The sequence below is a fragment of the Flavobacterium sp. 25HG05S-40 genome, from assembly GCF_052654735.1.
Window position 1 is genome coordinate 2,009,940 of record NZ_CP199750.1, and the last position, 12,351, is coordinate 2,022,290.

Below are 12,351 nucleotides of genomic sequence, written 5' to 3' on the forward strand. Positions count from 1 at the left end.
AGTGCTTTTTTTATCTTTATCAAAAACAAATCGATGTCCAAACTACCGCATATTGGCACCAGTATTTTTACAGTAATGTCGCAAATGGCCACGGAAAATAACGCCATTAACCTCTCGCAGGGCTTTCCGAATTTCCCCGTTGATGAAAGACTTACCGCTATCTTATCAAGATTGGCTACAGCCAATGTGCATCAATATACTCCGATGAGCGGTTATCCGCCACTAATAGAAAAGATTGTTAGGTTAACACACGATTCGTATCAACGAAAAGTTACCAAAGATGAAATACTGATTACCGCTGGCGCTACCGAAGGCATTTTTGCCACTATACAAGCCTTAGTTCATGCTAATGATGAAGTGATTATTCTGGATCCAAGCTATGACTGCTATGAAGCTCCGATTCTATTGAGCAATGCCAAACCAGTTCGGGTACCGCTTAACGATGATTTTACGCCAAACTGGGAACACATCGAAGCTTCGGTAAATCACAAAACCAAACTGATTATTATCAATAATCCGCATAATCCAACAGGAAAAACTTGGACACCTTATGACTTTCTGCAACTGGAACAGTTGCTTGAAAAGTTCCATAATTTACTAGTGCTTTCGGACGAAGTGTATGAGTACATTACGTTTGAGACAACACATATTTCTGTCCATCATCGCCCAAAATTGTGGCATCGCAGCATTAGCGTTTCCTCTTTTGGGAAATCGTTTCATATTACGGGTTGGAAGATTGGTTATGTCATCGCTCCGGAGCATTTGATGCATGAGATTAAGAAAGTGCATCAGTTTTTGGTATTTAGCGTGAACAGCATTTCTCAAGTAGCCATTTCAGAATATCTGGATGTTGTGGACCTCAAAAGTTTAAGCGCATTTTATCAGAAAAAAAGAGACTTCTTCAGAACGCTTTTGAAAGAAACCAAACTCGAACTTTTACCTTGTGAAGGAACGTACTTTCAGGTGGCCTCGTTTGCCAACATTGCTGATGAAGATGACTTGACCTTTACCAAACGATTGGTAACCGATTTAGGAGTAGCTACGATTCCGATTTCAACCTTTTATGCTTCCGGAAAAGACACCCAATGTATACGGTTTTGCTTTGCCAAAGATGATGCTACGTTAATACAGGCCGCAGAACGACTCCTGAAATTATGAAAAAAAGTACTGTTTACATTTTGTACACCTCCAAACCTAGGATTGCCGTTAAAAAATTCTAATTTTGGCCTATGAATTGGATGCAACGACTTTTTATTCTTCTTGTTTTATGGACACCTCTGAGCGGTTTTGCGTCGCCTTCTGATCATCCGTTGCTGCAAAAAGGCTGGGCAGCATTGGTAAAAGATAACGAGAACGAAGCTTTTCGATACTTCTGGCAAGCTTACGAAATAGCCAAAAAAGAGAACAATACAGCAATCAAAGCAGAATCATTACTTTACTTAGGCATCTGCTCCTATGGTTCCAGTTTGGAAAAAGGATTGCAGTTTGTGACCCAATCTTTGAGCGAATACAAAAACTTAGAGAATACTAATCCTGAAAAAGCACTTATTGGTCGTTATAAATGTTTACAACTCATTAGCACGATTTATGTCCGACAAAAAAAATACACCGAAGCCAAAGAACTCAGCGAAGAAGTCGTAGCGGAATTAAAAGATAAAAACGACACCTCAGGTACTTTAGGTCTGGCTCATAATACTTTGGGCAGACTTAACGAATTGGATAATGATGACTACGAAGCGGAACGCCATTACAGTTTGGCTTTGCAGGAATTTGAAAAAGGAAAAAATACAGCTTACCTTCCTACGTCCTATTGCAAAATGGGCGAAATTGCTCAGAAGAAGAATGACAAAAAAACCAGTTTAGATTATTTCTATAAAGCGTTATCTATTGCCGAAAAATCTGAAAATAAACATGCACAAATTAATGCAATGATTGCTTTGGGAAAATGGCATATCGCATTTGAAAATGATTTTCTACAAGCTGAAATCTATTATAACAAAGCACGCATTCTTGCAGTACCACTTTCTGACAAAACATTCGAAATCATAACTATAGAAGCTTTGATTGAACTTAAAAAGCAAGAGGGTGATTTTGAAGAAGTCAGCAAACTACAACATCAAGTTATCGTTATTAAAGATAGCTTTTACTCTTTTGAAAGAGAACAAATTGTAAAGAGTTTAGAAGTCCAGTTTGAAGTATCGGAAAAGAATCGGAAACTCGATTTATTATCAGCAGAAAAAGAAGTGACCAAACTTACTAATTATCTTTTAGTAGGTCTCTTATTAGTAATTATTGTGGTATTTACAATTTTTTATTCCTTTTTAAAACGTATCAATAAAAGAGATAAGCAATTGCTCAAAGCCAAGGAAGAATTGGTAGCACTAATGGAAGCGCAAAAGCAGCTCAAAGAACAGCAGTTTCAAAACGACATCGAATTTAAGGAAAGTCAGTTAAGCGCCATCACCATTCAGATGTTAGAAAAGAATGAATTGCTTGACGAGATAAAAACCGTATTGAACAAAAAAGAACCCACTTCTGAAAAAGACATCAAGAAACTGGTTTCCAAGTATACCATTCAGGATAATAACTGGAAGGATTTTGACAACTATTTTGAAAGTATCAATAAGAATTTTTATACCCGTTTAAAACAAAAGTATCCGGATATTAGCTCTAATGATTTGAAGATATGCGCTTTAATCAAATTGAATTTATCGATAAAAGAAATGGCTTCTATCTTGAATATTTCTCCTGACAGTGTCAAAACAGCGCGTCATCGACTTAGAAAGAAATTACAACTCAACACCGAGGAAAATCTCACCGATTTTATTCTAACCGTATAATCAAAAACCCTTTATTTTAAAGGGTTTTTAGTTTTGTTTACCTATTGTCAACCTGCTATTTAGAAGTCCATTTAAAATAAAAAATACCTTTGGATTGAAATTGCTATGAAGAAGAATTTCTATTCACTAAAAAACTATGTTATGAAAAAAAATTATTTTATGGTTCCGCTTCTTTTATTAATTGCTCCGTTTTGTAGTAATGCACAAGTGGTTAACGGAAGCTTTGAAAATGTAAAAACAAACTTTTTACCCAGCAATTGGGGAATGAATTTTGTGCAGCAAGCTGTTATTGACAATGGTACTGGGCAAATGACCGGTGATCAAATTCAGTTTACATGGTGCGTACCCTCTATGGTTTATGCCTCTATGGAAGCTAAAACCGGACAATATGCTATGGAAGTTTCTAATGCTTACAATTGGACCACGGAAAAAGTTATTCCTGGAATGGCTACAATTTTCAACGACCCAGAACAGGACAGTCCGGGTTGGAACCCAGGCGTGCCGGTAAATCCAAGCACATCAATACTCCTTCTCGGCTTTGACTATAAGTTTTTCCCAGCAGGAAATGATGTTGCCGAAGCTACTTTAGAAGTCATGGATGCGGAAGGAAACGAATTGGGAAAAGCATCCCTTGACATCAGCGGATTACACAATACGTATGCCTATGTATACGCCCCGATTTCAGTTACAAGAGCAGGTACTCCCGCGTATATGTACATTTCATTCAATATGGCTAAAGAAGGTTCAGTACCTACTTTTGGTACCCGTTTGATTGTAGATAATGTTATCGTGAATTTTAGCACTTTACTAACCAATGAAAACGCTGAAAACAGCGCCAAAGTTTTCCCGACATTGGCTGATAGGGAATTACATATTATTCCAAATGGTTTTTCAGATACTATATCGTATAGAATAATCAATACGGAAGGAAAAGTGGTTAAACAAAATGTAGTCCGTCAGGAGGCGAGCTATCAGTATACGATGGATGTTAGTGAATTGAGTGCCGGAATTTATTTCTTAAACATTCAAGATCAGACGCATAACAGTACTAAAAAGTTTATCAAAAAATAATATTATTACGCTTATGGGACTAAAGTTCGCCCTGCGTTACTGCCACTGGTAGTCTTACTTTTAATTTCAAATATTTAAATTTAGGTAACTAATGTGCCGAATTGTAGATCAAGCTGCAATTCGGCATATTTTTTTTTCGAAGGTTTAGTTTATATATTTACTAAAAAAATACATCTTATGAATTTCTCTGCAAAAATGCTTCGTGATAATGCGTTATCCGATAAAGTAATCGTTGTGACTGGTGGCGGAAGTGGCTTGGGCAAAGCCATGACCCACTATTTCTTAGAATTAGGCGCCAAAGTAGCCATCACATCACGTGATTTAGAAAAGTTAAAAGCTACAGCATCCGAATTGGAGTTGGCCACCGGTGGCACTTGTCTGCCTTTGCAATGTGATGTACGTCACTACGATCAGGTGGAAGCCATGTTAGCGGAGGTTTTAAAAACTTTTGGAAAAGTAGATGTTCTGCTTAACAATGCTGCAGGAAACTTCATCTCTCCTACCGAAAGATTGTCTGCTAATGCATTTGACACCATAATTGACATCGTTTTAAAAGGCTCTAAAAACTGTACGCTGGCTTTTGGAAAACATTGGATAGCTCAAAAACAAACCAATTGCAATGTTCTGAATATTGTAACCACATATGCTTGGACCGGTTCAGGTTATGTAGTGCCAAGTGCTACAGCCAAAGCGGGAGTTTTAGCGATGACCCGAAGTTTAGCCGTAGAATGGGCAAAATACGGTATCCGAATGAATGCTATTGCTCCAGGACCTTTCCCAACAAAGGGCGCTTGGGACAGATTGTTACCCGGCGATTTAGCGGAGAAGTTTGATATGGCCAAAAAAGTACCGTTGAAGCGAGTTGGAGATCATCAGGAATTAGCCAATTTGGCGGCCTACTTGGTTTCTGATTTTTCTGCTTATATCAATGGTGAAGTCGTTACCATTGATGGTGGTGAATGGCTTCAGGGCGCAGGTCAATTCAACATCCTTGAGAAAATTCCACAAGAAATGTGGGATATGTTGGAAGCGATGATTAAAAATAAAGGAAGTAAATAAAAGTGAACAGTCTCAGTCTCAGCTCACAGATTTTTTACTGGAAACTGCGACTGTGACTGGAAACTAAAGCATTCAAAACTTTACAAGAATGTTAACAAAATTCGGTTGTCAAAGCCATAATTAATTGTATTTTTACGGCTCTAAATTTTTAAAGAATACATGGGTAAAATCATTGCTATTGCCAATCAAAAAGGTGGTGTTGGAAAAACAACAACGTCTGTAAACCTTGCAGCATCACTGGGAGTTTTAGAAAAAAGAGTGTTATTGATAGATGCCGATCCGCAGGCTAATGCCAGTTCGGGTTTAGGAATTGATGTGGAGAATGTTACTATTGGTACCTATCAGATTCTGGAACACAGCAACACTCCGGCAGAAGCTACCATCACCTGCAGCGCTCCAAATGTTTGGGTTATTCCATCTCATATTGATTTGGTGGCTATTGAGATTGAATTGGTTGACAAGGAAAATCGCGAGTACATGCTAAAACAGGCCTTAGAAAGCGTCAAAGATGAGTATGATTATATCTTAATCGATTGTGCACCATCTCTAGGTTTGCTAACATTAAATGCCTTAACTGCAGCAGATAGTGTCGTGATTCCAATTCAGTGTGAGTATTTTGCTCTCGAAGGTTTAGGGAAATTATTGAATACCATTAAGAGTGTACAGAAAATCCACAACGCCGAATTAGATATTGAAGGTCTTTTGCTAACCATGTTTGACTCGCGTTTGCGTTTATCGAATCAGGTTGTCGAAGAAGTGCAAAAGCATTTCAACGATATGGTTTTCAAGACTATTATCCAGCGTAATGTAAAACTGAGTGAGGCTCCAAGTTTTGGAGAGAGCATAATCAACTTTGATGCAACTAGTAAAGGCGCCAGCAATTATTTAAGTTTGGCACAAGAAATTATCAAAAAAAACAGCATTTAAGCTATGGCAAAAGCTATAAAAAAACAAGCATTAGGAAGAGGATTATCGGCTTTGCTGAAAGACCCTGAAAACGATATCCAATCGGTAAACGATAAAAATGCCGACAAGGTTGTAGGCAATATTATCGAGTTAGACATTGAGTCTATCGAGATAAATCCGTTTCAACCGAGATCCAACTTCAATGAAGAGTCCTTACAGGAATTAGCCTCTTCTATTAAGGAATTAGGATTAATTCAACCGATTACGGTTCGTAAATTAGACTTCAATAAATACCAATTGATTTCGGGAGAACGTCGTTTGCGTGCTTCTAGATTAGTCGGATTAACTACGGTTCCGGCTTATATCCGAATTGCTAACGACAACGAGTCGTTACTCATGGCTTTGGTAGAAAATATTCAGCGTCACGATTTAGATCCTATTGAGATTGCGCTTTCGTACCAACGCTTAATTGATGAAATTCAACTGACTCAGGAACAAATGAGCGAGCGTGTTGGAAAAAAGCGTTCGACAATTACTAACTATTTAAGATTGTTAAAGTTAGACCCGATTATCCAAACCGGAATAAGAGATGGGTTTATCAGTATGGGACACGGTAGAGCCATCATTAATATTGAGGATCAAGATGTTCAGACAGATATTTATCAAAAGATTGTAAGCCAAAATTTATCGGTAAGAGAGACGGAAGCTTTGGTAAAAAATTATCAAGACAGTATCAAACCTGCAGCATCGAAAGTAGCCAAAAAAGCGGCCACATTTGCTGTAGGAGACGAACAAAAAAAGGCCTTTGTGAATTTCTTTGGTTCTAAAATAGAGGTTAAAGTTGCCGGAAATGGCAAAGGAAAAATTACGATTCCTTTTCATTCTGAAGAAGACTTTAATCGTATCATCAAACTAATCAAAGGATAGTGAATAAAGCTGCTTACATAGTTCTTTTCTTTATGTTGTTAGGAAGTCATTCGATCTTTTCTCAGCAACTTGGAGATGCTTTAAAAGCAAAAGATACTTTAAAAGCTAGAGAAATTGACCCGCTTCGTCCTTCAAAAGCGGCTTTTTATTCGGCTATTGTTCCTGGTTTAGGTCAGGCCTACAATAAGAAATACTGGAAAATCCCCCTCGTTTATGGCGCTATTGGAACCAGTATGTATTTTTATATCGATAACGGAAAAAAATACCACAGCTATCGCGATGCCTACAAACGAAGACTTGCAGGTTTTCAGGATGATCAATATCAATATTTAGACTATTCCCGTTTAATTGCCGCACAACGATTTTACCAACGAAACCGAGATTTATCGCTTTTAGTATCTATAGGATTTTATGTCTTGAATATTGTTGACGCCAATATTGACGCACATTTGATACAGTTCAATGTCAATGATAATTTATCGTTTCAACCGGAAGTCTATACCAACGAGATTAACTACAAACCCAATGTTGGCCTAACCTTTAATTACAAATTCTAAAATGAAAATAGCATTATTAGGATATGGTAAAATGGGTCAAATCATCGAAAGGATGGCGTTGGAAAGAGGTCATGAAATTGTACTGAAAAAATCGAGCACCAACACTTTTGAAGGTTTAGAACAAGCAGATGTCGCTATTGACTTCAGTATTCCGAGTGTTGCTATTGAAAATATCTCAACCGCTATTCATAAAGGTGTTCCAGTAATTTCGGGAACTACCGGATGGTTAGAGCATTACCACGAAATGGTACAGCTTTGTAAGGAGAAAAATGCCGCATTTTTATACGGATCCAATTTTAGTTTGGGTGTTAATTTATTCTTCGAACTGAATGATTATTTGGCTAAAATGATGTCGAAGTTCCAAGAATATCATGTTTCAATGGAGGAAATTCACCATACACACAAACTGGACAAACCGAGCGGAACCGCTATTTCACTGGCCAACGCTATCATCAATCATTCGGACAAAAACAATTGGGCTATTGAAAACCCTCAAGCGGATGATTTATTTATTGATGTGAAACGTATTGATGAAGTGCCCGGAACTCATAGTGTAACGTATACTTCTGAAGTAGATTTTATCGAAATCAAACATGTCGCCCATAATCGCGAAGGCTTTGCGCTGGGAGCTGTGATTGCGGCCGAATGGATTATTGGTAAAAAAGGGGTGTTCTCGATGAAAGATGTATTGGATTTACACAAATAAATCTTAAAATTGTAACAAATAACCGAAACCTAAAACTTATACCCGTAATCTTTTAAAATCAGTATCATGTCACTATCTCAATGGTTTATATTTTTCCTAATTATCCAAGTCTTACATGGTTTGGGTACGTGGAAACTCTACGAAAAAGCAGGAAGAAAATCATGGGAAGCCTTTGTTCCAATATACAATTCGATTGTTTTGATGAAAATCATCAACCGACCTACTTGGTGGACCATCCTACTATTTATTCCGGTTATCAACTTGATAATGTTTCCTGTAGTTTGGGTAGAAACACTTAGAAGTTTTGGGAAGAACTCTTCGACAGATACTTGGTTAGGGATTTTTACATTCGGACTTTATATTTATTACATCAATTACACTCAAAATGTAACCCATATTAAAGATAGAAGTTTAGTAGCGCGAACCAAAACAGGAGATACGGTAAGCTCGTTACTTTTTGCTATTGTTGTGGCTACTTTGGTACATACGTATGTGATGCAGCCTTATACTATTCCCACATCATCATTAGAGAAATCCTTATTGATAGGAGATTTCCTTTTTGTGAGTAAATTTCATTATGGAGCTCGAACGCCAATGACTACCGTTGCCGCACCGATGGTTCATGACACCTTGCCTCTTATCAAGACTAAATCGTATTTAAGTTGGCCACAACTTCCCTATTTTAGGTTTCCCGGATTTGAGAAAATTCAGAAAAATGAGATCGTTGTTTTCAACTGGCCGGCTGATACCGTATATAAATTTTTCGATACGTCAGGCAGAAGTATTGTAAAACCTGTAGATAAAAAATCAAACTATGTAAAACGTTGTCAAGGTACTCCGGGAGACTCCTTACAAATTAAAAATGGTACGGTTTTCATTAACGGAAAAGAGCTTATGCTACCGGAAAGAGCCAAACCGCAATACTCGTATTTTGTTACTTACGATATGACCAATCCTGATTTGGATTTTGAGTATTTATTAAATCAAGTTGGGTCAACCGATGGTGCAGGTTTTAAATCCGAAGCCAGAGACACCTTATACCTGCGAGCTTTAACGGCAGAAGGAGCAAAAACACTAAGAAGTGTTCCCGGAATCAAATCGGTTACACAAATGATAACCAAACGTGGAGAACCCAATATTTTTACGCATAATCCTAGTTGGAATGGAGATAATATGGGACCAATCTATATTCCTGAAGCTGGTAAAAAGGTTGCTTTAAACTTACAATCATTACCATTTTATAAGAGAATTATTAGCGTATATGAGCATAATAGTCTGAAAGTAGTAGGCAATGACATTTATGTGAATGACCAAAAAGTGACTACTTATACCTTCAAACAGAATTACTATTGGATGATGGGAGACAACCGTCATAACTCAGAAGACAGTCGCTATTGGGGATTTGTTCCAGAAAACCACATCGTTGGAAAACCCGTTTTCATATGGATGAGTTGGGACAGTAATGGCAAAGGTTTAGGAAAAATACGCTGGGAGAGATTATTCACCACAGTTAATGGAGAAGGACAACCGCAATCGTATTTCAAATACTTTCTGATTTTACTGGCGTTATATTTTGTCGGAGATTATTTTTGGAAAAAGCGAAAAGCAAATAATAGTTAATTTGAAAATTTGAAGATTAGATAATTTGAAAATGTAAAAGTCATAAGGTCGAATAAGGCTTTATGACTTTTGACTTTAAAACCTAGGACTAAAAATGAACAACATCCTTATTCATCCGAGCTATTTTCCCTCCATCAGTCATTTTGTGGCGATTGCCCAAGCAGATTTGGTAACGTTTGAGATGGAAGACAATTTTCAGAAACAAACCAACCGCAACCGGATGTTTATCTACAGTCCGAATGGCATGCAGCTACTGAATGTTCCCGTAAAACATACCAAAGAGCGTCATCAACGCATTAAAGAAGTCCGAATCGAAAATGATTTTGATTGGCAGAAACAGCATTTCAAATCCTTGGAAGCGGCTTACAGAACTTCCCCTTTCTTTGAATATTTTGAAGATGCTATAGTTCCAATTTTTCAAAAGAAACACACCTTTTTGATGGATTTAAACCTCGAAACGATGTCGATGGTGTCTCAGTGTCTGAAATTAGAATTCGATTATGACGAAACGGCTGAGTATTTTCACGAGGTAACCGATAAAAAAGATTTCAGAAATCTGATAAATGGAAAAAAAGATACTACACAAGTGGAACCTTACACTCAGGTTTTTGGTGACAAACACGGTTATCTGAACAACCTCTCTGTTTTGGATTTGCTTTTCAATGAAGGAAGATATGCTTTAGATTATTTGAAGAAGCAATCCTTATAATTATTCAACAAAACTCAATCGTGTCATGATGGGAAAATGATCAGAGTTTTCAAACTTGGTAAAAGTGGTAAAGCTTTTGACTTTCATTTTCTTGCTTGCAAAAATATAATCAATTCGGGCCGGATAATGCTTGAATTTATAGGTTTGTCCAAAACCGTTTCCAGCTTCCACAAAACAATCATTTAAATCGGATTTGATACTTCTGTACACAAAGGAAAACGGACTGTTATTCATATCGCCACAGATAATCACCGGGTACGGACAGTTGTTCTTGTGCTTTACCAAAATCTCCGCTTGTTGCTCCTGTTTTTTAAAAGCATCACGAATGCGACCAAAAAGCTGCTGGGATTTATTTTTATTGATGGCATCCACGTGCTCTGAAATTTCGTTGACATCGGGAGAAATTTTGATGGACTGTAGGTGAATGTTGTAGACGCGGATAGTATCCATTCCTTTCTTAATATCAGCATAAATCACATTGTTTCCAGCAGCCGGAATTTTAAAATCACCCTGATTGAAAATAGGATATTTGGAAAAAATGGCTTGACCGGTTTTGATTTGGTCACCTTCCATAAAGATGGCTTTGTACTTGTAAATTCTTAAATCTACTTTAGCATTTTCGGAATATTCCTGAATGCAAAGAATGTCGGGGTTCTGCTCATTGATAAAACTCAAAATAGTGTTGCCTACATCATCAGCCGCAATCCAATCAAACAAATTGAACAAGCGAACATTATAGCTCATTACCGTAAAATCCTTTTCTTCTTTTGCGATATCCTGAGAAGAGAATTTGTAAAATTTATTGATAAAGGTAATACCGAGTAACAAAACTAATCCGGAAAGAATGACTTGGCGTTTTAACTGAAGTAGCCAATAAATAAAAAACAATGCGTTTAAAATCAGAAATAGTGGTAAAATCAATGTAAGCACCGATAGCAATGGAAACATTTTAGGTGCCAAAAATGGTAAAGCATACGCAATGAAAGTCAATACAGTAATGAGTATATTGAATCCGAACACCATTTTATTAAACCACGAAAGTTTCTTCATTTAATTTTTATAGATAATTACGTTGATGATGGTTAGAAGGTTTAATTTATTATTATTTTCCAGCTTTGAAAAGAAACTCTTTTTCTTCGCTCGTTAAGCTGTCGTAACCGGATTTACTGATTTTGTCCAAAATTTCATCAATCTGTTGCTGCGTTTTGTCTTTGACTACAATTTTACTATCTCTTTTAAGGGCAGGTTTTTTGGGGTTAACATGCACTTTTTTGAAAGGTGTTTTCTGTTTTTTACTAAATACATTCAAAACCGAATCTACTATTTTACTCAAATCCGTTCCACTTTGTAACAACTTAATGTAAATATAACCAAAAAATGCGCCGCTCAAATGGGCAATGTGTCCTCCGGTATTATTCATTTGAATTTGCAATAAATCTAGTAGTAGTATCACAGCGGTAATGTGCCAAAGTTTTACATTACCAATTAATAACAATCGAATTTCCATCAAAGGCTGATAGGCTGTAGTGGCAACCAGTAAAGCCATTATAGCGGCTGAAGCACCTACCATCATGGAACTTTGATGAAGAAAATAAAAACTCAACACAAAGCAAATTGCCGCAAAAACAGCACTCAGAAGATACAATCCGAGATACTGTTTTTGGGTAAAAAAAGTTAAAAACAAACGGCTTGTAAAATTCAAAACCATCATATTAAAAAACAAATGCAAAAATCCGTAATGAAAAAAAGCATACGTCAGTAAAGTCCATGGTCGAGTCAAAACGATTGTAGGTTCGGAAGCAACTGCAAGCCAATTAGGATATTCAAAAACACCCGACTTAAACTTGTAGAACAGCACAATAGACAACAGAAAAAGTCCGACATTCCAATAAATCATCTTATTGGCAATGCCACCCATTCTGTACTGTAATTTTATGTCATCAAATATATTCACCT

Annotated in this window: 12 protein-coding genes; 10 read left to right on the plus strand and 2 right to left on the minus strand. The window is 37.0% G+C overall.

Annotated elements, in window-relative coordinates:
- Window positions 1-33 precede the first annotated feature (33 nt).
- The 10 genes from ACULEU_RS08705 to ACULEU_RS08750 all read left to right on the plus strand — a co-directional run bounded on the left by ACULEU_RS08705 (window position 34) and on the right by ACULEU_RS08750 (window position 10,395).
- On the plus strand, window positions 34-1,158 hold the full coding sequence (locus ACULEU_RS08705; RefSeq protein WP_445452213.1) for a methionine aminotransferase: 1,125 nt from the start codon (window positions 34-36) through the stop codon (window positions 1,156-1,158).
- Between the two features lie 71 nt (window positions 1,159-1,229).
- Window positions 1,230-2,840 (plus strand): tetratricopeptide repeat protein, encoded by a 1,611-nt coding sequence (locus tag ACULEU_RS08710; protein ID WP_445452214.1) that lies wholly within the window; start codon window positions 1,230-1,232, stop codon window positions 2,838-2,840.
- A gap of 141 nt (window positions 2,841-2,981) precedes the next feature.
- Complete coding sequence (locus ACULEU_RS08715) at window positions 2,982-3,911, plus strand: T9SS type A sorting domain-containing protein (RefSeq protein ID WP_445452215.1); 930 nt, start codon at window positions 2,982-2,984, stop codon at window positions 3,909-3,911.
- 177 nt (window positions 3,912-4,088) lie between these two features.
- Window positions 4,089-4,970 carry an SDR family oxidoreductase gene (locus ACULEU_RS08720; RefSeq protein ID WP_445452216.1) on the plus strand — a complete coding sequence of 294 codons (882 nt, stop codon included), beginning with the start codon at window positions 4,089-4,091 and terminating at the stop codon, window positions 4,968-4,970.
- 159 nt (window positions 4,971-5,129) lie between these two features.
- Window positions 5,130-5,897, plus strand: coding sequence for a ParA family protein (locus tag ACULEU_RS08725; RefSeq protein WP_445452217.1), 768 nt, complete (start codon window positions 5,130-5,132; stop codon window positions 5,895-5,897).
- Window positions 5,898-5,900: 3 nt separating this feature from the next.
- Complete coding sequence (locus ACULEU_RS08730) at window positions 5,901-6,803, plus strand: ParB/RepB/Spo0J family partition protein (RefSeq protein ID WP_445452218.1); 903 nt, start codon at window positions 5,901-5,903, stop codon at window positions 6,801-6,803.
- Window positions 6,803-7,360, plus strand: coding sequence for a DUF5683 domain-containing protein (locus ACULEU_RS08735; protein WP_445452219.1), 558 nt, complete (start codon window positions 6,803-6,805; stop codon window positions 7,358-7,360). The genes ACULEU_RS08730 and ACULEU_RS08735 overlap by 1 nt, the downstream gene beginning before the upstream one ends.
- A gap of 1 nt (window position 7,361) precedes the next feature.
- Complete coding sequence (gene dapB / locus ACULEU_RS08740) at window positions 7,362-8,066, plus strand: 4-hydroxy-tetrahydrodipicolinate reductase (protein WP_445452220.1); 705 nt, start codon at window positions 7,362-7,364, stop codon at window positions 8,064-8,066.
- 66 nt (window positions 8,067-8,132) lie between these two features.
- The gene (lepB, locus tag ACULEU_RS08745) at window positions 8,133-9,686 is read left to right on the plus strand and encodes a signal peptidase I (RefSeq protein ID WP_445452221.1); all 1,554 of its coding nucleotides are present in this window, start codon (window positions 8,133-8,135) and stop codon (window positions 9,684-9,686) included.
- A 94-nt stretch (window positions 9,687-9,780) separates the two neighbouring features.
- A complete protein-coding gene (locus ACULEU_RS08750) occupies window positions 9,781-10,395 on the plus strand; it encodes a WbqC family protein (protein WP_445452222.1) in 615 nt (204 codons plus the stop codon).
- On the opposite strand, the gene ACULEU_RS08755 is transcribed toward ACULEU_RS08750, so the two are convergent.
- Window positions 10,396-11,445 carry an endonuclease/exonuclease/phosphatase family protein gene (locus tag ACULEU_RS08755; RefSeq protein WP_445452223.1) on the minus strand — a complete coding sequence of 350 codons (1,050 nt, stop codon included), beginning with the start codon at window positions 11,443-11,445 and terminating at the stop codon, window positions 10,396-10,398.
- Between the two features lie 52 nt (window positions 11,446-11,497).
- A complete protein-coding gene (locus ACULEU_RS08760; RefSeq protein ID WP_445452224.1) occupies window positions 11,498-12,349 on the minus strand; it encodes a rhomboid family intramembrane serine protease in 852 nt (283 codons plus the stop codon).
- Between the last annotated feature and the right edge of the window lie 2 nt (window positions 12,350-12,351).

Excerpts from the sequence above, each read along its gene's own strand:
- ACULEU_RS08705 (WP_445452213.1), top strand. The coding sequence starts at position 34 with ATGTCCAAACTACCGCATATTGGCACCAGTATTTTTACAGTAATGTCG.
- ACULEU_RS08710 (WP_445452214.1), top strand. The coding sequence starts at position 1,230 with ATGAATTGGATGCAACGACTTTTTATTCTTCTTGTTTTATGGACACCT.
- ACULEU_RS08715 (WP_445452215.1), top strand. The coding sequence starts at position 2,982 with ATGAAAAAAAATTATTTTATGGTTCCGCTTCTTTTATTAATTGCTCCG.
- ACULEU_RS08720 (WP_445452216.1), top strand. The coding sequence starts at position 4,089 with ATGAATTTCTCTGCAAAAATGCTTCGTGATAATGCGTTATCCGATAAA.
- ACULEU_RS08725 (WP_445452217.1), top strand. The coding sequence starts at position 5,130 with ATGGGTAAAATCATTGCTATTGCCAATCAAAAAGGTGGTGTTGGAAAA.
- ACULEU_RS08730 (WP_445452218.1), top strand. The coding sequence starts at position 5,901 with ATGGCAAAAGCTATAAAAAAACAAGCATTAGGAAGAGGATTATCGGCT.
- dapB (WP_445452220.1), top strand. The coding sequence starts at position 7,362 with ATGAAAATAGCATTATTAGGATATGGTAAAATGGGTCAAATCATCGAA.
- lepB (WP_445452221.1), top strand. The coding sequence starts at position 8,133 with ATGTCACTATCTCAATGGTTTATATTTTTCCTAATTATCCAAGTCTTA.
- ACULEU_RS08750 (WP_445452222.1), top strand. The coding sequence starts at position 9,781 with ATGAACAACATCCTTATTCATCCGAGCTATTTTCCCTCCATCAGTCAT.
- ACULEU_RS08755 (WP_445452223.1), bottom strand. The coding sequence starts at position 11,445 with ATGAAGAAACTTTCGTGGTTTAATAAAATGGTGTTCGGATTCAATATA.